This window comes from Mesorhizobium sp. M0244 (assembly GCF_040321795.1).
Lineage (GTDB): Bacteria > Pseudomonadota > Alphaproteobacteria > Rhizobiales > Rhizobiaceae > Mesorhizobium.
In genome coordinates this window covers 39,305-58,133 of sequence record NZ_JAMYSE010000005.1, presented here as the reverse complement: position 1 = coordinate 58,133, position 18,829 = coordinate 39,305, and the positions used below count along the sequence as shown (strand labels likewise).

Annotated in this window: 15 protein-coding genes and 2 pseudogenes; 8 read left to right on the top strand and 9 right to left on the bottom strand. The window is 63.3% G+C overall.

The genetic code is table 11. The annotated features are described in order from the left end of the window. Nucleotide 1 precedes the first annotated feature (1 nt). The 3 genes from NKJ08_RS06200 to NKJ08_RS06190 form a co-directional block, all read right to left on the bottom strand. Nucleotides 2-844 carry a TPM domain-containing protein gene (locus NKJ08_RS06200; RefSeq protein WP_352523068.1) on the bottom strand — a complete coding sequence of 281 codons (843 nt, stop codon included), beginning with the start codon at nt 842-844 and terminating at the stop codon, nt 2-4. A gap of 52 nt (nt 845-896) precedes the next feature. Beyond that, a complete protein-coding gene (locus NKJ08_RS06195; RefSeq protein WP_352523069.1) occupies nt 897-1,688 on the bottom strand; it encodes a TPM domain-containing protein in 792 nt (263 codons plus the stop codon). A 218-nt stretch (nt 1,689-1,906) separates the two neighbouring features. Then, on the bottom strand, nt 1,907-2,545 hold the full coding sequence (locus NKJ08_RS06190; RefSeq protein ID WP_352523070.1) for a LemA family protein: 639 nt from the start codon (nt 2,543-2,545) through the stop codon (nt 1,907-1,909). 163 nt (nt 2,546-2,708) lie between these two features. Here NKJ08_RS06190 and NKJ08_RS06185 point away from each other — a divergent pair, with 163 nt between their 5' ends. From NKJ08_RS06185 to NKJ08_RS06175, 3 genes are read left to right on the top strand one after another with little or no spacing between them, the layout of a single operon-like run. After that, nucleotides 2,709-2,960, top strand: coding sequence for a hypothetical protein (locus NKJ08_RS06185; protein ID WP_352522991.1), 252 nt, complete (start codon nt 2,709-2,711; stop codon nt 2,958-2,960). Between the two features lie 8 nt (nt 2,961-2,968). Further along, nucleotides 2,969-3,853 carry a pyridoxal kinase PdxY gene (pdxY, locus tag NKJ08_RS06180; RefSeq protein WP_352522992.1) on the top strand — a complete coding sequence of 295 codons (885 nt, stop codon included), beginning with the start codon at nt 2,969-2,971 and terminating at the stop codon, nt 3,851-3,853. 47 nt (nt 3,854-3,900) lie between these two features. After that, nucleotides 3,901-4,668 (top strand): DUF429 domain-containing protein, encoded by a 768-nt coding sequence (locus NKJ08_RS06175; protein ID WP_352523071.1) that lies wholly within the window; start codon nt 3,901-3,903, stop codon nt 4,666-4,668. A gap of 31 nt (nt 4,669-4,699) precedes the next feature. Here the strand turns inward: NKJ08_RS06175 and NKJ08_RS06170 are convergent, their stop codons facing one another. After that, nucleotides 4,700-5,902 (bottom strand): aromatic ring-hydroxylating oxygenase subunit alpha, encoded by a 1,203-nt coding sequence (locus tag NKJ08_RS06170; RefSeq protein ID WP_352522993.1) that lies wholly within the window; start codon nt 5,900-5,902, stop codon nt 4,700-4,702. A 420-nt stretch (nt 5,903-6,322) separates the two neighbouring features. Between NKJ08_RS06170 and NKJ08_RS06165 the strand changes: the two genes are divergently transcribed. Next, on the top strand, nt 6,323-6,727 hold the full coding sequence (locus tag NKJ08_RS06165) for a hypothetical protein (RefSeq protein ID WP_352522994.1): 405 nt from the start codon (nt 6,323-6,325) through the stop codon (nt 6,725-6,727). 92 nt (nt 6,728-6,819) lie between these two features. Here the strand turns inward: NKJ08_RS06165 and NKJ08_RS06160 are convergent. Then, nucleotides 6,820-8,853: pseudogene (locus NKJ08_RS06160) on the bottom strand (PAS domain S-box protein). Between the two features lie 88 nt (nt 8,854-8,941). After that, nucleotides 8,942-9,721, bottom strand: a complete 780-nt coding sequence (locus NKJ08_RS06155) for a response regulator (protein ID WP_352492215.1) — start codon at nt 9,719-9,721, stop codon at nt 8,942-8,944. Between the two features lie 46 nt (nt 9,722-9,767). Between NKJ08_RS06155 and NKJ08_RS06150 the strand changes: the two genes are divergently transcribed. Then, entirely contained in the window at nt 9,768-10,454 is a 687-nt protein-coding gene (locus NKJ08_RS06150) for a response regulator transcription factor (protein ID WP_023721317.1), read from the top strand. Between the two features lie 81 nt (nt 10,455-10,535). On the opposite strand, the gene NKJ08_RS06145 is transcribed toward NKJ08_RS06150, so the two are convergent. Next, nucleotides 10,536-10,703 (bottom strand): hypothetical protein, encoded by a 168-nt coding sequence (locus tag NKJ08_RS06145; RefSeq protein ID WP_352522996.1) that lies wholly within the window; start codon nt 10,701-10,703, stop codon nt 10,536-10,538. 800 nt (nt 10,704-11,503) lie between these two features. Here NKJ08_RS06145 and NKJ08_RS06140 point away from each other — a divergent pair. Continuing rightward, a complete protein-coding gene (locus tag NKJ08_RS06140) occupies nt 11,504-11,968 on the top strand; it encodes a L,D-transpeptidase (RefSeq protein WP_352522997.1) in 465 nt (154 codons plus the stop codon). Between the two features lie 73 nt (nt 11,969-12,041). Here NKJ08_RS06140 and NKJ08_RS06135 read toward each other — a convergent pair. After that, nucleotides 12,042-15,030, bottom strand: a pseudogene (locus NKJ08_RS06135) (efflux RND transporter permease subunit). After that, nucleotides 15,027-16,286 (bottom strand): efflux RND transporter periplasmic adaptor subunit, encoded by a 1,260-nt coding sequence (locus tag NKJ08_RS06130; protein WP_502904153.1) that lies wholly within the window; start codon nt 16,284-16,286, stop codon nt 15,027-15,029. Before NKJ08_RS06130 ends, NKJ08_RS06135 begins: the two are co-directional and overlap by 4 nt. A 151-nt stretch (nt 16,287-16,437) precedes the next feature. On the opposite strand from NKJ08_RS06130, the gene NKJ08_RS06125 reads away from it, so the two are divergent. After that, nucleotides 16,438-16,974, top strand: a complete 537-nt coding sequence (locus NKJ08_RS06125) for a TetR/AcrR family transcriptional regulator (protein WP_352522999.1) — start codon at nt 16,438-16,440, stop codon at nt 16,972-16,974. A 164-nt stretch (nt 16,975-17,138) separates the two neighbouring features. After that, nucleotides 17,139-18,743, top strand: a complete 1,605-nt coding sequence (locus tag NKJ08_RS06120) for an inorganic phosphate transporter (RefSeq protein WP_352523000.1) — start codon at nt 17,139-17,141, stop codon at nt 18,741-18,743. Nucleotides 18,744-18,829 lie beyond the last annotated feature (86 nt).

Genomic DNA, 18,829 nt, shown 5'->3' with positions numbered 1-18,829 from the left:
CTCACCAGCTTCCTGAAGAACCGCCGCCGCCGGACGAACCGCCGCCGCCTGAAAACCCGCCGCCGGAACTTCCAGAAGACCAACCGCTGCCGGAACTTCCCGACGACCAGCCACTGCCGGACGAGGTCCCGGACGTCCAGACACCACCACCGGAGGATGACGAACCTGGCCCGCGGCCGTAGCGGAACGTCATGCCCAGCCATTTGTACACGCCCGGCGACACTTTCGTGCCAAAGATCGGCGGCAGGAACGCCATTGCCAAGCCGCCGAAGAACATCGTCGCCCACAGGACGATAAACAGCATGAAGATGGGATCGACAGGATTGTCATTCGCCGGATTGCGCTTGCCGCGCGCCTCCAGCTCCTCCGGGTTGCCTTCCAGCACCATGATCATGTCGTCGACGGCCTTGCTGATGCCGCCCGAGAAATTGCCGGCGCGGAAGGCCGGCACCATGTCGTTTTCGATGATCAGCTTGGTGTGCAGGTCGGTCAGCGTGCCTTCCAGCCCATAGCCGACCTCGATGCGCATCTTGCGGTCGTTCGGCGCCACCAGAAGCAGGACGCCGTTGTTCTCCTTCGCCTGGCCGAGCTTCCAGGCGCGGAACAGCCGGTTGGCGTAGGGCTCGATCTCCTCACCGTCGAGGCTGGGGATGGTCGCGACGACGATCTGGTCCGAACCTTTGGTCTCGAAATCGGCGAGCTTCTGCGTCAGCGCCGTCTTGGTCGCCGCATCGATGATGCCGGCATTGTCGACGACCTGTCCGGTCAGCGCCGGCAGTTCGGCGGCGAAGGCCGCGAAGCCGACCAGCAGCACCGCCATGGCCGTCAACGCAGTGCCGATCATTCTGATGGAGCAGCCGGGTCTCTTCAGGCTGACGGCGTGTCTTGTCATTTCGTCACCAGCTTCCCGAGGAGCCGCCGCCACCGGACGAACCGCCGCCACCGGAAAACCCGCCACCACTTGAACCCGACGACCATCCCCCGCCGGAGCCGCCCGACCAGCCGCCGGAAGACCGCCGGCTGGGTTCGAAGGTCATGCCGAGCCAACGATAGCGGCCGGGACCGATCTTCTGTCCGAAGATCGGCGGCAGGATGGAGGCAGCGAGGCCGCCGAAAAAGATGATTGCCCAGATGCCGATGAAGATGGTGAAGAACAGATCGTCGCTGTTGAACGGCGGCTGCTGGTTGCGTTCGCCGCGCGCCTCCAGCTCTTCGGGATTGCCTTCCAGCACCATGATCATGTCATCGACGGCCTTGCTGATGCCGCCGGAGAAATCGCCGGCACGGAAGGCCGGCACCATGTCGTTTTCGATGATCAGCTTGGTGTGCAGGTCGGTCAGCGTGCCTTCCAGCCCATAGCCGACCTCGATGCGCATCTTGCGGTCGTTCGGTGCCACCAGAAGCAGGACGCCGTTGTTCTCTTTCGCCTGGCCGAGTTTCCAGGCGCGGAACAGCCGGTTGGCGTAGGGCTCGATCTCCTCGCCGTCGAGGCTGGGAATGGTTGCGACGACGATTTGGTCCGAACCTTTTGCCTCGAAATCGGCAAGCTTCTGCGTCAGCGCCGCCTTGGTCGCGGCATCGATGATGCCGGCATTGTCGACGACCCGTCCGGTCAGCGCCGGCAATTCGGCGGCCAACGCGCTGAGTGGGAGGAAGAGGAGGCTTAAAATGGCGAGTAGAAATGCCAGGCTGGCACTCCGTCGCGCCCCCCTCTGTCCTGCCGGACATCTCCCCCACGAGGGGGGAGATCGCCCGTTACGACCGCTTTCGCCAACTCTCAAAGGTGGTGATTGGCCGCCTTCGCAAGAACTGCCAATCTCCCCCCTTGTGGGGGAGATGTCCGACAGGACAGAGGGGGGCGCGACGGAGTGCAAGGCCAGCAGGGACCAGGCTCGTTATGCGTTCTTCACCCGCCCTGCTGCGTGCCGAAATCGACCTTCGGCGTCTGCATCTTGTCTTCCTCGATGGTGAAATTCGCAAACGGCTGGTTGCCGCGGAACCACAAGGTCGCCCAGATCACCGATGGGAAGGTCCTCAGCGTCAGATTGTACTCCCTCACCGCCTGGATGTAGTCGCGGCGAGCAACTGCGATGCGGTTCTCGGTGCCTTCGAGTTGTGCCTGCAGCGCCAGAAAGTTCTGATTGGCTTTGAGATCGGGATAGTTCTCCACCACCGCCAGCAGCCGCGACAGCGCGCTGGTCAGGCCGGCCTGGCTGTCTTGGAATTTTTTGAACGCTTCCGGATTGTTCAGCGTTTCCGGCGTCACGGTCACCTGCGTCGCCTTGGCGCGCGCCTCCACCACGGCATCGAGCGTATCCTTCTCGTGCGCGGCGTAGCCCTTGACCGTGTTGACCAGATTGGGGATGAGATCGGCGCGGCGCTGGTATTGATTCAACACCTCGCTCCATGCGGCCTTGGCGTTCTCCTCAGCAGTCGGGATGGTGTTGTAGCCGCAGCCGGCAAGCAGCGGCAGCATACCGGCCATCACCAGGAACGCTGCTAAATTACGGAAAGCGGGCGGTGAAGAAAGGCGCTGGGCAAGCATCATAAGGTCCCCTCGATAGCGTTGGCAGGCGAAGCATTACCACAATCCTTGGGTAAGAAAATGACTTCGGCCGAGAAGCGTTACTGGTTGTCTACCATTCGCCGTCAGGCCCTGTGACAGACGGGGCGAACGGGTTAAGCTCGGCATGAAACGGGACAGCACCATGGCGCAACGCCACGACAACGACAGCGAATCGCGCCGCATCATCGAACGGGTGGCGCGCGAGACCGACCCGGGCGGCACCTCGTTCCTCGCGCGTACCGTCAGGGGCGCGCGAGACCACGTCACCGCAACCGATACCGACCGGTCGGATCCGATCGAATATTGGGGCACCCGTATTGGTCGGGCGGCGGGCTTGCTTATTGCCATCGGCCTGTTGATCTGGCTCGTGCTTTTCGTCACCAGGGGCAGCTAGGAAAATCAATGAGCGCCGAAAAAACCGACGCGCCGCGCGCGGTCATCGTCGTCTCCAGCCATGTCGCCCGCGGCTCGGTCGGCAACCGCGCTGCCGTCTTTGCGCTGGAGACGCTGGGGTTTCCGGTTTGGGCGGTGCCGACCGTCATCCTGCCCTGGCATCCGGGCCATGGCCGGGCGACCCGCATCGTGCCGCCGCTGGACCAGTTCGAGGCGCTGATGGCCGACCTCGAGCGCGCGCCATGGCTTGGCGAGGTCGGCGCCGTGCTGTCCGGCTATCTCGGCGAGGCTGGCCAGGCCGAAGCCGTCGCTTCGCTGGTCGGTGCGGTCAAGGCGAAGACGCCGGACGCCCTCTATATCTGCGACCCCGTGATGGGCGATTCGGGCGGGCTCTACGTACCGGAGCCGACCGCTATCGCCATGCGCGACCGGCTGATGCCGATCGCCGATATCGCCACGCCCAACCGCTACGAGCTGGAATGGATGGCCGGAGCGCCGCTGCCTGACCTGAAATCGGCAATGGCTGCAGCCCTGCAAGCCGGGCCACCGACCATGCTGGTCACTTCGGCACCGGCGATGATGGCCGGCGGCATCGGCAATTTGCTGCTCAACGGCAGAGAGGCGCTGCTTGCCGAACACCGCCTGATCGAGAAGCCGCCGAATGGGCTCGGCGACCTGACGGCGGCCGTCTACCTAGCGCGCATCCTGTCCGGCCAGCCGGCCGCCAAGGCGCTGCAATCGACCACGGCGGCTGTCTACGAGATTCTGGCGCGCACCGCCAAGCGCGGCGGCGACGAATTGCAGCTCGAGACCGATGCCCAGAGCCTGTCGCACCCGATGGCGATGGTGCAGCTTCGCCATCTCCTGCATCCGGGACGGGACCGCCGGGCGTGACGCTGGCCGAAGACGCCGTGCCCCAGGATGATGCGCCCCAGAATGTTATGCCCAAGGATGTTGCGCTTATCGGGGTCGACGGTTGCAAGGCCGGCTGGATAGCCGTCCGTCGCGATCCCGGTGCCGTACCATCGGCAGCCGTTTTCCCAAGTTTCGCAGCGTTGCTCGACCAGCTACCCGCCAATGCGATCGTGGCGGTCGATATGCCGATCGGCCTGCCTGATTTCTCGCAAAGAGGCGGTCGCGGCCCGGAGGCGCTGGTGCGGCCGCTTCTCGGTGCCCGGCAGTCCAGTGTCTTTGCCATCCCCTCCCGCGCCGCGCTCTACGCCGAGATGGAAGCCTTCACCACGGTCGAAGCCTGGTACGCCGCACATCGCAAGGCCAGCGAGGTGGCCAAGACAACCTCCGATCCGCCGCGTGGCGTCTCGATCCAGGCCTTCGGCATCTTCGCCAAGATCCGCGAGATCGATTCGCTGCTGATCGGCCGGCCCGAATTGCGCAGCCGCGTCTTCGAATCGCATCCGGAAGTCGCCTTCTGCAGGCTGAACGGCGACCGGGCGATGCGCTTGCCGAAGAAGATTAGGGGCAGCGTCAATCCAGCCGGCATGACCGAACGCAAGGCGCTGCTTGTCGGGCATGGTTATGGTCAGGATTTTCTCGACCGGCCGCCGCCGCGCGGTGCAGCCGCCGACGATTTCCTCGATGCCGCGGCGATGATGCTGATTGCCGGCCGCATCGCCAGAGGCGAGGCAATGCCGTTTCCGGATCCGCCGCTCGCCGATCGTTTCGGCATTCCCGTCGCCATCTGGGCCTGAGAATCACGGCCAACGTTTTGGGCGACATGCGTCAGGAGCGTGATCTGAGCGCCTCGTTGAGCGCCCACATATCCTTCTCCTCGGGCGCGGTCTCCAATCCGAGCACGGGAATTTGCTTGCGCAAATGGTCGTGGTGGGTGCGCACGCCATATTCGAGATCGGAAAGGTAAAAACCCCCAAAGGCTTCGGACAGCATGGATTCGTTAGACCATATCGAAAGCTGCACATCCTCGGCCAGCGTGTCGCGGTCGATGCGGTAGGATAGGTAGCGGGCAGCCGCCTGCTCCCTGGTCTCGTCGCGATAGCGGTAGATGGCGCCGCGCAGCAGCGTCTCACCCGTCGACAGCGGGAACTCCTGATAGAACTGCACCGATTCGGGCATGATCGACAGCGCGTTGTTCGGGAAGATGCCATAGTAGATCCAGGCCTTGCGCAGGTGCTCCGGCAAGTGCTTCGCCTCGGGTGCGAGCTTGATGTATTGCGCGACGCTCCAGCGCCGTCCGGCATGCGGGTTGTAGGTGGCAAACGAGCGCGACACGCCGTTGACGAACGGCTCGTCGAAATAGGTCGCGCCGTAAAGATCCTGCAGCGCCGGATGCGCCATGGCGACGTGGTAGCCTTCATTGTCGACGTCGCGCACCGACTTCCAGTTGACCGGCGTCTTTTGGGTCCAGATGCCCCAGGACGGCACCATCTCGGCCACACCGTAATGGGCAATCTCGGCTTCGATCGGCTTCAACAGCTCGGCCACGGATGGCTGAGGGCCACCCTTGCGGAAACGGATGAAGATGAAGCCCATCCAGATTTCGAGCTCGAGCGGCATCAGGCCGAATTCGGTCTTGTCGAGGTCCGGGAAGGAACGCGGGCGGGCAGCACCGCGCAGCGTGCCGTCGAGATTGTAGACCCAGCCATGGAAAGGGCAGACCAGCGCATTCTTGCAAGTGCCCTGGCTGTCGGCGACGACGCGACTGCCGCGGTGGCGGCACATATTGTTGAAGGCACGCACCACGCCATCCTTGCCGCGCACGATCAGCGCCCGCTCGCCAACCACATCCATCGTCAGATAGTCGCCGGCGTTCGGCACGTCCGAGACATGGCCAGCAATCTGCCAGTGGTTGCGGAAGACGTGCTCTTTCTCGAGTTCGAGCAAGGCGTCGGAATGATAACTCCAGCCCGGCAGCCCCCGCCGATCCCAATCGTTGGGGATTGCCACGTCGCGCAGATGCGGGTTCATAAAAGACTCGTTATTTATTGAATACTCGTTCAATAAATAAAGATTTTCCATTGAAATGCAATGGCTTGCGAAAATAAGGCGAATTCCTGACGTGAAATCGCGCGGTATGTGTGAGCCGAACCCGAATGGTCGAGGCTGGGAAAATCCCGGGAAATCCGGACGTTAATCCCCTTACGCTTGTTGAGCGCCCGGCCCTCCGTGGACCTGCAAAAGGCGACGTGAATCCGGTGCCGTGGATAGCGGGAAACGAGCGCTGAATGCCACCGGTGCGGCCAGCTACCATGATCAGTTTGCCCCGGAATGGCCGCGGGCCTGGTTTCATGCCGGTTACACAATCGTTAATCCATCATCGTTGGCCCGTTACAAGGTGCGATTAAGTTCGTTTCAACAGGGAAAAGAAGAACACCGAAGGAACCGACGATGCATACGAAAACCCAGATCACCGATAACGACCATCGCCTGCAGGGCCCGCAGCGCAACGACCGGCGCCCGAAGCTGGCGCTGCGCCAGCGCGCCAGTGATCATCCGATGGCGATGTTCATGCTGCTGGCCGCCACCGCATTTGCCGGCATGGCGTTCACGCCGACGGTCGGTCCGGCCTTCGCCTCGCTGAACCCGCCGGCCAACCTCATCGACGGCGCGACGACCACGACCAAGACGGCGCGCCTGCCGATCCCGGACATCGATTTTGCCTGCAAGGGTCAGGCCTGGGGCGCCGAGAGCCTGGACTGCCTGCGCGCCATCGCTGCCCAGTCAGGCAGGGCCCGGCCGGTCCGTATGATCGCCAATGCAGCCCCGCTGGCCGACACGCCGAACGTTTTTTGATCTTTTCGCGAGCGCCCTCCAGCACTCCAGTCAGGCTCCCGCCGCAATGTCGGCCGGGAGTCTTTTTTCTTCCTTTTTGTCTCTCTGAGAGTCTAGCCGCCCGAAGCCGCCTGCTCGGCAATGGCCGAAAGCACGCCGCGCACGTCCAGCGTGCTGAACGGTTTTTCCAGGATTTGCGGCCGCTGCGGCGCCGGCAGCGCCTCGATCTCGCCTTTCGCGCCGATCAGGTCGCCGGTGACCAGCACGAAGCGCCGCGCCAGATCCGGCATTTCGGCAAGCAGCTCGCGATAGGCGGCTATGCCGCTGGTGCCGGGCATGCGCAAATCGGAAAACACGATGTCAGGCTGTATGTGGCCGCTCAGGGTCGCGGCGGCCGAGACCCAGGCCGGCACGATCCGCGACTTGATGCCCATCAGCTCCAGGATGTCGGAGAGCGACGCCGCGACATCCGGCTCATCGTCTATGATCAGCGCGTGACGCAAGCCGCTCGACCGCGACGGACTGTCGCCGGCGGCGGCCGCGCCGGCGGAGATCGCCGGCAGCTGCACGACAAAACGCGCGCCCCTCGGCAAAACCTCCTCGAACCAGATATTGCCATTGTGCCGCTCGATGATCGATTTGGAGATCGACAGGCCGATGCCGGTGCCGACGCCGACCGGCTTGGTGGTGAAATAGGATTCGAATATGCGTGAGCGTATCGCTTCCGGCACGCCCGGCCCGTTGTCCTCGACCGAGAATCCGGGGTTGCCGCGGTCGCTGCGAAACGTCCGGACCTTGATCCGCCGATCGCCGGCAATGCCGGCCAAGGCGTGCTGGCTGTTGATGAGGAAGTTGGCGGCCACCTGCGTCACGTGGTCGGCATCCGCCATGGCCAGCAACGGGCCGCTGGCGAAATCGGTGTCGATGATGATGCCGCTCGATCGCGCGCCATAGGCGGTCACTTCGAGTGCCGCGCGGATCACCTGATTGAGGTCGGTCTCGGCCTGTGCCGTCGGGTGCAGGCGGACCATCGACAGGAAGCTTTTGACGATACGGCCGCAGCGCTCGGCAGCGGCGCGCACCTTTTAGGCGCGCACCTTGGGCTGCGGATCGGCGGCGAATTCATGCAGCAGCGTCGACTGGGCGACGACCACGGCCAGCGGGTTGTTGAGCTCGTGCGAAACGCCGGCAAGCAGCGAGCCCATCGCCGCCATCTTCTCGTTCTGGTGCAGTTTTTCGCGCTGGCGGTTGATTTCCTCCTCGGCGCGCAATCTGTCGCGCAGGTCGCGGATGGAGCCGAAGATCAGATGGCGATCCGCGACCCGCATCTCGGTTGCCGTCAGTTCGATCGGAAAAACCTCGCCGGCGGCGTTCTGGGTGACCGTTTCGAGCCGTTGGCCGACCATCGGCGCGCCGCGGCCCGACATGTATTCGGCGCCCGACGCATAGCCCTTGCGGTAATATTCCGGCACGACCGTATCGAGCAGGTCCTTGCCGAGGATGTCGCTGCGCTGATAGCCGAACATCTTCTCGGCAGCCGGATTGAATTCGATAATCGAGCCGGTCTCGTCGATGACGATGATGGCGTCGAGCGAGGCCTGCAGCATGGTGCGGCGAATGACTTCGCTGGCATGCGCGTCGGAGGGCGACCGTTCGATGGCATCACCGATGGCGAGTGCCACGATGTGCAGCGCCGCCTCTTCCTCATCCGTCCATTCGCGTTCGTTGACGCAGTCGTTGACCGCCAGCGTGCCCCACAGGTTACCGTGCGAAAAGACCGACACCGACAGGAACGACTTGATATTCTGCTTTTCGAAATCGGTCCGCAGAAAGCCTTCGAGATCGCGTGTGTGCCCGGCGAAGATCTTGCCTTGGCGTTCGTCTTCCGCCAGCTGTTCCAGCAACGGGTCCGAATCGACGACCGACTGCATGATCACCGTAGGTGACGCCAGTTCGCCGCCAAACCGGGGGGCGATCCAATAAGCGGCGACCGACTGGGCGAAGCCCTGGCCGGGCAGCTCGCGCAGGCGAAACAGGATGCCGCGGTGACAATCCATGGCTTCGCAGAGCGTTTGGAGGATACCCTCCATCTCGTGCTGCCAGTCGCCGGCTTGGCGCAGCCGGCGAACCACATGCACGGCCGCCATCGCCGCGCCCTGCATTTCCGCCCGTGCTGTTTCAGCGGTCATGGTCAGCCGTCATTTCCTGGCCGTGGCTTGCTCAAGCCGCCGGGCCTTAGTTATTTTCGCCGGCCGGCAGCGAGAAGATATAGCCTTCGCCGCGCACCGTGCGCAGGAATTTCGGATTGGCCGGGTCCGCTTCGATCTTCTTTCTCAGCCGCATGATGCGGATGTCGACGGCGCGGGACGATTCCGGGTCCTCGACGAAACCGATCGCCTCGGAGATCGCCGCCCGCGTCAACAGCCGGTTGGCGCGCGTCAGGAACACCTCCAGCACGTCGAACTCGCTCTTGGCCATGTCGATGACCGCGCCGTTGGCACCGGTGACGAGCCTGCCGTCGAGATCGGCGTGAAAGGGTCCGAAGCTCACGGACCGGCGTCCGCCAGATGTTTCGGCCTTGGCCTTTTGTGGCTCGGTCGGCTCCGGAACGCGGCGCAGCACGCTGCGCACCCTGGCCAGCACTTCGCGCAATTCGTAGGGCTTGACGATGTAGTCGTCGGCGCCGAGCTCCAGTCCCACGATGCGGTCGAGCGCGGTACCGGCGGCGGTCGCATAGATAATGCCGATCGGCATTTTCGACCGCATCCAGCGGCCGAGCGACAAGCCGTCCTCGCCCGGCATGGCGATGTCGAGAATGGCCAGATGGAAGGACTGCGTTTCCAAAAGGTCTCGCGCCGCCGCCGCACTTTCGGCCGTGGCCACATCATAGCCGCTGGCGCCGAGATACTCGGCGACCGCGTCCCTCAGGTCGGGCTCGTCCTCGACAATGACAATTCGTGCCCGCACGATGCTTTCGCTCCCGCTTTCAGCGGAAAGTAGATTGGGTATAAACATGATGTCCAGCACTCTTCTTGGGTTGCCGTATGCGGGGTAGAAAAACATGGCTGCACGATCCGTCATCGCGCTTGTTTCCGTCGCTGAAGTAATTGCGACCGATCTCGCCGATCATCTCAAGCGACGCGGTCATGACGTCCGCGCGGCGCGACAGCCGTGGGAAGCCGAATCGCTGCTTTCGGAAAAGGGCATCGATGTCGTGGTTGTCGGCGACAGCGTCAGCCAGGCGGAGGGGCGCGACCTGCTCAGGCGCCATGGCGGCGAAGGTGGACCGGATTTCATCCTGATCTGCCGCCCGGCCGATCTGGTCGACAAGGTGCTGGCGCTCGAGCTCGGCGCCGCCGACGTCGTCGAAAGCCCGCTCAATGTCAGGGAGCTCGCCGCCCGCGTCGGCGGCCTTTTGGCGCGGCGCGGCAGGAGCGCCGGAGAATTGATCGTGCTGGAGAACGCGACCGTCGATCTTCGATCGGCCATCGTCATGCACCGCTCGGGCACGGAAGAACAGCTTTCGCCCGGGCAGGTGGCGCTGCTCAGGCTGTTCCTGGCCAGCCCGCGCAAGGTGCTGACGCGCGACGACATCATCGCCGCCGCGCCCGCCGAAAATGCCGAAGCCTTCGACCGGTCGATCGATTCGCGCATAGTGCGGCTGCGCCGCAAGCTCGATACCGAAACCATCACCACCATACGGGGTGCGGGTTACCGGTTCGATCCGCCGACGCAATTCGCCGATTGAATGCAGGACAGCCACCCTTTTGTTTTGAGCATCGGATTTTCCCAAAACCGGTTTCCACTTTTGGGGTCCGATGCTCTTTCCTCAGCGCACCACGAGAAGCGACGGGCCTGACGGCATTTCACTGTTCGTGCTGAACTCGCCGGCATGGGCACGTTCCTTCAGCAGCACGGTGGCGAGGCCGGCAATGCCGAGCAGGCCCTGCACGTAGAGCAGGGCAGAAAGCACGGAAGCGGCGAATTTCGTTTTCATCCTGTTCGTTCCTCAAAATTGGGATTTGCGGGCGCTTCAGGGGAACCCCCGAAGCGCCCCCGCCGCCCCCCGGGGCCCCCCGTGGGGCGCGGGCCGTAGGTGCTCACGGCAGCAAGTTTGCCGGGGCGCCCCCCCACCGCAACCACCCCCCCCCCGCCAGCGTACATTGTCCCTCTCGCGCGCCCCCCAAGACTCGGGGTGGCGGCCGGCCCCCCCCCCCCCCCCCCCCCCCCCCCCCCCCGCCGCCAGCGGAGCCCCCCGTTGCGGCGCGGGCCTTCGGTCCTCTCGGCAGCAAGTTGCCGGAGGCGCCGCGCATCCTCAACAGCCCGAAGCCGCCCCCGCCAGAGGGCCTTGAGCCGGTCGATGCGCAGGCTGGAAACTATCCAGACCAATTTAGACCGTAGCGAAAACAGTGTTGGCTTCCGATCGTTCGGTGCCGGCTGTTTTCGTTAGGTCAACTTTGCCCGTGTGCTGTATCCGGATCATGCCGCCGAGGCCGCGGTTTGTTGCAGCTCGGTTTCGGAGTCAGGTGAATTCCTCTCAAACGAAAGGCAACCGCGTATTCGTGCCGCGGCTCGGCCGATCTCCTTGTGAAAAGCCGATCCCTTTTTGCAAACATGGCACCGTCCTAATGGTATCGCGCGACTGGAAGCCGCTTTGCGCGGACTCTTTTTGTTAACCAGAGGAAACACAATCGAAACAGAAACGCGCATCTAGCGAAATCGGCTCGAAACATGACGCCCCGATAAGCCGGTCATCGAATTGGAGCCGGCCCCGACCGGCAGAATAGGGGAGACATCATGTACACTGCCATTTCCGCCAAGCTCATCAACGTCACCGCCGCAATCATCACCGGTGCTGCCTTGCTTTTCGGGGCCGGCAACGGCACAGCCCACGCCGCCGCCAACAAGATCGTTGCGCGTGTGTCGCTGTCGCAGCAGACCATGGAAATCCTAGTCGACGGCCGGCCGACATTCGCCTGGAAGGTCTCGACCGGGGACCGGACGCACGTCACGCCAACCGGTTCGTTCAAGCCGACCCGCATGCATGCAATGTGGTATTCGAAGAAATACGATAACGCCCCGATGCCGCATTCGGTGTTCTTCAGCGGCGGCTACGCCGTACATGCGACAAGCGCCACCAAGCGCCTCGGCCAGCCGGCCTCGCATGGCTGCGTGCGTCTGCATCCGGACAACGCCGCCGATTTCTACCAGCTCGTCGAGGTCTTCGGCCCGGCCAACACCAGCATCGTCATCGTCAAGTGAGCGATGCTGCTCTCGTCGCTCCCAAAAAAGGCCGGAAATCCGGCCTTCTTTATTAGCATAATATTAGTACAATCTAATCTGGCATCACCGGCATCAGCTTCGGATCCGGCTTTTCGGCGTGATGTGGCAGGTCCTTGCTGGCGATGAAGGTGTAGAACATCGGCACCACGAACAGCGTGAACATGGTTCCGACCAGGATGCCGGTGAAGATCACCAAGCCCATCGAATAGCGTGCCGCGGCACCGGCGCCGCTGGAGATGATCAGGGGCACCACGCCTAGCGCCATCGCCGCCGTCGTCATCAGGATCGGCCGCAGCCGCACCTTGGCCGAGGCGATGATCGCGTCGCGCCGCCGCATGCCGTGCATTTCACGCTGCTGGTTGGCGAACTCGACCAGCAGGATGCCATGCTTGGTGATCAGGCCGATCAGCGTGATCAAGCCGACCTGCGTGTAGATGTTGAGCGTGCCGAGCCCGATATTAAGCGGCACGATCGCGCCGAAGATCGACAGCGGCACCGCCATCATGATGATCAGCGGATCGCGGAAGCTTTCGAACTGCGCAGCCAGCACCAGATAGATGACCAGCACCGCCGCCGCGAAAGCGATGATGATCGTGTAGCCCTGTTCCTTCTCCTGCCGCGATTGACCGGTATAGTCGATGAAGAAAGTGTCTGGCAGGCTTTGCCTGGCAATGTCCTCGATGGTCTTCAGCCCGTCGCCGGTGGTGACGGTGGGCAGCGGCAGAGCGGAAATCGTGGCGGAGTTCAACTGGTTGAACTGCTCGATCGCGGCCGGAGAGGCGTTGGTCGAGATCTTAACCACCGCCGAGAGCGGCACCATCTCGCCTGAAACGCTGCGCACGAAATACTCGCCCAGCTTTTCAGGGTTGTCGCGGAATTGCTGCGGCACCTGCGGGATGATGTCGTAGCTGTTGGAGTCGCGGTCGAACTGCGCCACTTCGGCGCCACCGACCAAGAGCGTCAGCGTTCGGCCGATATCGGCGATCGGCAGGTTGAGTGCGGCGGCGCGGTCGCGATCGATCGTCACCGTGACTTGCGGCGCGTCGTAGGCCATCGAATTCTCCACGACGATGAAGCGGCCGGAGGCCTGCGCCTTGTTCTTGATATTTTCCGCCGCCTCGTAGACTTCGGAGGCCTCGCCGGTCGAGCGCACCACCATCGTGATCGGCAGGCCGCCGCCGGAGCCGGGCAGCGTCGGCGGCGCGAAGACGAAAGCCTTGACGCCCGCCACCTTACCCAGCCGGCCCTGGATATCCTCCTGAATCTCCTTGGAGTTGCGGGCGCGCTCGGCCCAGTCCTTGAACGCAAAGCCGACAAAGGCGCCGCTGGTCTGGCCGTCGAAGGCGACAGCCGAAAACTGCGCCCTGGTTTCCGGCAGGTCCTTGACCAGGCCGAGTATCTGGTTGACGTAGCGCTCGGTATAATCGGACGTTGCATAGCGCGGCGCCGTCACGATCGAAAGCAGGAAGCCCTGGTCTTCTTCCGGCGCCAACTCGCTCGGGGTCTTGGTGAACATGAAGCCGGTCGTCGCGACCAGCGCGAGGACGATCATCAGCGTCACCGGGCGATATTTCAACGAGCCGGTGACGAGCCGCTCATAGGTGTTTTCGACGCGCCCGAACGTGTTATCGACAATGCGCTGGAAGCGGCTGTGCGAACCTGCCCTCAGGATGCGTGCCGACATCATCGGTGTGATGGTGAGGGCGACGACACCCGACAGCACCACTGAGCCGGCCAGCGTCACCGCGAATTCGCGAAACAGCGCACCGGTCAGGCCGCCGGTGAAGGCCAGCGGTGCGAACACGGCGGCCAGTGTTATCGTCATGGCGACGACGGCGGACGAAATCTCCCGCATGCCGTTGAAGGCCGCCTGCATCGGCGACAAACCGTCTTCTTCCATGTGGCGGTGAATGTTTTCCACCACCACAATGGCATCGTCGACGACGAGGCCGATTGCCAGCACCATGGCCAGCAACGACAACAGATTGATCGAATAGCCCAGCGAAAGCAGCAGGAAGCAAACGCCGATCAGCGACAGCGGAATGGTCACGATCGGCATCATCACCGAGCGGAACGAGCCGAGGAAGAGCAGGATGACGACGATGACGATGGCGACGGCTTCGCCGATGGTCTTGAACACCTCTTCGATCGAAGCGCTGATCTGCTCGGTCGAATCGTAGACGACCTCGATCGTCATGCCTTGCGGCAGCGTCTCCTGAATGGTCGGCACTATCTTGTGGATTGCCGCCGCAGTGGTCAGCGGGTTGGCGGCCGGCGTCGGGAAGATGGCAAGAAATGTGCCGGGCTTGCCGTTGAAGCTCACCCTAGCGTCGGTGTTCTCGGCGGCGAGCTCCACCCGCGCCACATCGCGCAGTCTCACCACATTGCCGTCCTTCGAGCGGAGCGGCAGAGCGGCGAAGGCCTCCGGCGTCTGCAACGTCGAGCGCACCGCCGCGCGCGGCCAGCTTGATCGGGTCGATCCAGACGCGCATCGAATAGTCGGCGGCGCCGAATATCTGCACGTCGGCGACACCTTCGACCGTCGACATACGCGGCCGCACGACGCGTTCGATATATTCGGTGAGTTGTTCCCGCGTCATGTTCGGATTCTGCATCGAGATGTACATCATCGCGAACTGCTGGCCGGTGCCCTTGATGATCACCGGATCCTTGGCCTCGTCCGGCAAGTCACCACGCACGCCTTGCACCTTCGACAACACTTCGTTCAGAGCGACGTCGGGGTTGGAGCCGAGTTTCATCTGCACCGTCACGGTGCTGGAGGACGGCCGGCTCGCCGACGTGACATAATCGATGTTTTCGGTCGAAGCGACGGCACGCGCGATCGGCGCGGAAATGAACCCCTGGATCAGGTCGGCGCTGGCGCCGGGATAGGCCGTGGTGATCGTGATCGCCGTTTCTTCAACCTCCGGATACTGCCGGATCGAAAGGTTGAAGATGCCCTGGAAACCCAGAAGCAGGATCATCAAGGCGAGCACAGTCGAAAGGACCGGGCGGCGGATGAAGATGTCGGAAAAGCTCATTGCTGGGCTGCCTGCTGGTTCCCCGGCTTGGTCGGGTCGATCGTGTTGTCGACGGCGACCGACATGCCGTTGAAGAGCCGGTTCTGACCGGCGGTGACGACTTCGTCGCCGGGCGCGATGCCTTGCAGGATCTCGACCAGACCGGCGTTGCGGCGGCCCGGTTTGACGAACACCTGAGCGAGCACGAGCTGCGGCTTCTGTTCTTCCGCTGTCGGTTTGGCCGGGGTAGCAGTCGGCTTTTCTTCCGGCTTTGCCTCGGGCGCTTCGGCAGCGGGCTTGGCAGCATCCGCGGCGGGCTTTTCTTCCGGCTTTGCCTCGGGAGCCGCGCCGTTGGTTTCGGCGGATGTGGCCGGGCGCACCACGAAGACGAAGTCACCGTACAGGCTGGAGGTCAGGGCGGTCTGCGGCAGCGCCAGCACGTTCTTGTCCTCGGGCAGTTCGACGCGCACCTGGACGAACTGGCCGGGCGTCAGCTTGCCTTCCGGATTGGCGACCTCCGCCCTCACCGTCACCAGCCGGCTCGTCGGATCGATCTTCGGATCGATACCGCGAATGCTGCCGGCGAACGGCATGTCGCCGCCGCCAATGCCCAGCCGCACCGTCTGGCCGATCTTCAGCTGCGGAAGCTGCTGCTCCGGAACCGTGAAATCGACACGCATCGTGTCCATGTCCTGCAAGGTCACCACGGCGGTGCCGGGTGTGAGATACTGGCCAAGGTCGATTTTCGGAATACCCACGGTGCCTTTGAAAGGGGCCGTCAACTGTTTTTGGTCGAGCACCGCTTGCAGCTTGTTTACCTGCGCGGCGGAGACCGACGCCGCTGCCTGCGCCGTGTCGAGCGTAGCGTCGGTGCCGACGCCGCGCTTCTGCAGCTCAAGAGCGCGCGTCAACGTCGTCTGGTCGGATGTGGCTTGCGCCTTCGACGCCACGAGGTCGGCTCGCTCGACGGCATCGTCGAGCTGCAGCAGCACGGCGTTGGCGGCGACCTTCTGATTGGCGTGAAACAGGATGTCCTTGACGATGCCGGCGGTCTCCACCGTCAGGTCGACGCCGCGTACGGCACTGACCGTACCGATCGCCTCGATGCCGGGCGTCCAGGACGTCGGTTTAACAACGACCGTCGACACTGTCGTGGCCGGCGGCTTCATGGTGGCAAAGAACTGTTGGGCCATCTTGTCACGGAAAAGCTGCCAGCCGACGATGCCGCCGCACACCAGCACGAGCAGAATGAAGGCGATGATGAAGCGCTTGATCACGAACAGTCCCCTCGGCCACGGCCCAGCATAACCGTCGGATGACCGGAACACATACCTGTGACTGGTCCCAATTTCAAATGACGGCGATCTTACTGTACCGTCTGGACGGTCTTGTCAATTCCGCCTAAGCTAATGAATGGGGGAACGATTGATGAAGGTCCGCAGAGCAAATTCGCGCGAGAAAATTCTCGCCGCCGCCGCCGACGTGGCGCGCGAGACGGGTCCTGGCAGCCTGTCGTTGGATGCGGTCGCCAGCCGTGCCGGCGTGTCGAAAGGCGGCCTCCTCTACAATTTTCCGACCAAGGCGAAGCTGATGCAGGCGCTGGTCGAGGACTACCTGCGCGAGTTCCAACAGGCGCTGGAGTCCGCTCGCACGAGCGGCGTCAGCGGCGAAAGCCCGCTTGCAGCCTATATCAGGCTTTCGGCCGATCGTGCCGAGGAGTCGAAACCGTCGGCCTCCTGGATCTTTTCGGCGATCGCCGAAGATCCTGATTTCCTGACGCCGATAAAATCGTTCAGGCGGCAGGTTTTCGAGCGGCTGAAGGGCGAGACGCCGGACCTCAAGGCGCTGCTGGTCTGCTATCTCGCCATCGAAGGGCTTCGCAGCATGAACCTGTTCGGTTCGGATGTTCTCTCCGCCGATGAGCGCCGGCTGCTGATATCGTCCCTGCTGGAGATCGCGGGATAGGCGAGGGTTGCCTTCGCCGGGGTTCAGTTGCTCCGACTGTCGGGACGTCAGTTTGCTTCGATTGCCCCGTTTGCGTCACCTCAACCTGCCCTGCCGTCACACAGGCTTCATTGTGCGGACATAGCGTCCTCCCATTCTTTGCTGCAATGCACGAGGAGTGGGGTATGGTCGATATTGTTTCAAGCGAAGCAGGAATTCCAAGGCCGGAGCATCCGCTCGACCGGCCGAACAGCACCGGCAAATGGTTTCTGCCGGCCTTTGCCGTCATCGTCCTGGGCGGCCTTGCCTATGTCGGCTACGCACTCGGCCAGGACCTGACCAGCACCGTCGCGGTGCCGTGGATCCTGCTTGGCCTGGCGCTGCTGATCGCGCTCGGCTTCGAATTCGTCAACGGTTTTCACGACACCGCCAATGCGGTGGCAACGGTGATCTACACGCATTCCATGCCGGCCGAGCTTGCGGTGATGTGGTCCGGCTTCTTCAACTTCCTCGGCGTGCTCACCGCCAGCGGGGCGGTCGCCTTCGGCATCATTTCGCTGCTGCCGGTCGAGTTGATCCTTCAGGTCGGATCGAGCTCGGGACTGGCCATGGTCTTCGCGCTGCTGGTCGCCGCGATCATCTGGAATCTCGGAACCTGGTATCTCGGCCTGCCTGCCTCGAGCTCGCACACACTGATCGGCTCGATCATCGGCGTCGGCCTCGCCAACCAGTTCACGGCTCCGGCCGGCTCCATCACCAGCGGCATCGACTGGTCGCAGGCGTTCAATGTCGGCCTGTCGCTTCTGATCTCACCGCTGGTCGGGTTCGGCCTGGCTGCGCTGCTGCTTCTGGTGATGAAGCTGCTGGTCAGGAACCGCGAGCTCTACGAGGCGCCTAAGTCGAGAGCCCCGCCGCCGCTGTGGATCCGGGCGTTGCTTATCTTCACCTGCACCGGCGTCAGCTTTGCCCACGGCTCCAATGACGGGCAAAAGGGCATGGGCCTCATCATGCTCATCCTGATCGGCGTAGTGCCGACCGCCTTCGCGCTGAACCGCACGCCCGATATCAACTATCTCGAAGCCTATAAGTCGGCGGCGACTGAGGTCGAGACCGTGCTCGGCAAATACGTCAAGCCCGGCGTCGCCGTGACCGACGCTGCCACAGCGGTCGGCGACGCCGTCCGTACCAAGACCTGGAAGGACGAGACCACGCCTGCCCTGCAGAGCTTCATCCATGACACCAGCGCCATGTTGTCGCCCTATCCGTCCGTGGAAAAGCTGCCGACAACTCTGGTCAGCAACGCCCGCAACAACATCTATCTTATCGGTGAAGCGCTGAAGCTGATCGACAAGAAGAAGCTGTTGCCGATGGAGGCAGACGACCTGAAGGCGGTGACGATCTATCACAAGGCGGTCGACAACGCGACGAAGTTCATCCCGCTCTGGGTCAAGGTCGCCATCGCGCTGGCGCTCGGCCTCGGCACGATGGTCGGCTGGAAGCGCATCGTCGTCACTGTCGGCGAGAAGATCGGCAAAAGCCATCTGACCTACGGTCAGGGTGCGTCCGCCGAGCTTGTCGCCATGGCGACGATCGCATCGGCCGACTATCTCGGCCTGCCGGTCTCGACCACCCATGTCCTGTCCTCGGGCGTTGCCGGCACCATGGCGGCGAACGGCTCGGGCCTGCAATGGGCGACGGTGCGCAACATGCTGATGGCCTGGATGCTGACCCTTCCGGTCTCCATCTGTCTTGCCTTCGTGTTGTTCGCCATCTTCCGCCAGGTGTTCTGAGCGGGGACAGGGCTTGACCAGAATGTCGCGGCGCCGGCTCCGGCGCCTCCCGGATCACCTGAACGCGCTTTGTTTCGGCGGCGGCC

What these genes read in the sequence shown, in the direction of transcription:
- NKJ08_RS06200 (WP_352523068.1), bottom strand. Translation starts at nt 844, where the DNA reads ATGATCGGCACTGCGTTGACGGCCATGGCGGTGCTGCTGGTCGGCTTC.
- NKJ08_RS06190 (WP_352523070.1), bottom strand. Translation starts at nt 2,545, where the DNA reads ATGCTTGCCCAGCGCCTTTCTTCACCGCCCGCTTTCCGTAATTTAGCA.
- NKJ08_RS06185 (WP_352522991.1), top strand. Translation starts at nt 2,709, where the DNA reads ATGGCGCAACGCCACGACAACGACAGCGAATCGCGCCGCATCATCGAA.
- pdxY (WP_352522992.1), top strand. Translation starts at nt 2,969, where the DNA reads ATGAGCGCCGAAAAAACCGACGCGCCGCGCGCGGTCATCGTCGTCTCC.
- NKJ08_RS06175 (WP_352523071.1), top strand. Translation starts at nt 3,901, where the DNA reads ATGCCCAAGGATGTTGCGCTTATCGGGGTCGACGGTTGCAAGGCCGGC.
- NKJ08_RS06170 (WP_352522993.1), bottom strand. Translation starts at nt 5,902, where the DNA reads ATGAACCCGCATCTGCGCGACGTGGCAATCCCCAACGATTGGGATCGG.
- NKJ08_RS06165 (WP_352522994.1), top strand. Translation starts at nt 6,323, where the DNA reads ATGCATACGAAAACCCAGATCACCGATAACGACCATCGCCTGCAGGGC.
- NKJ08_RS06155 (WP_352492215.1), bottom strand. Translation starts at nt 9,721, where the DNA reads ATGTTTATACCCAATCTACTTTCCGCTGAAAGCGGGAGCGAAAGCATC.
- NKJ08_RS06150 (WP_023721317.1), top strand. Translation starts at nt 9,768, where the DNA reads ATGGCTGCACGATCCGTCATCGCGCTTGTTTCCGTCGCTGAAGTAATT.
- NKJ08_RS06145 (WP_352522996.1), bottom strand. Translation starts at nt 10,703, where the DNA reads ATGAAAACGAAATTCGCCGCTTCCGTGCTTTCTGCCCTGCTCTACGTG.
- NKJ08_RS06140 (WP_352522997.1), top strand. Translation starts at nt 11,504, where the DNA reads ATGTACACTGCCATTTCCGCCAAGCTCATCAACGTCACCGCCGCAATC.
- NKJ08_RS06125 (WP_352522999.1), top strand. Translation starts at nt 16,438, where the DNA reads ATGAAGGTCCGCAGAGCAAATTCGCGCGAGAAAATTCTCGCCGCCGCC.
- NKJ08_RS06120 (WP_352523000.1), top strand. Translation starts at nt 17,139, where the DNA reads ATGGTCGATATTGTTTCAAGCGAAGCAGGAATTCCAAGGCCGGAGCAT.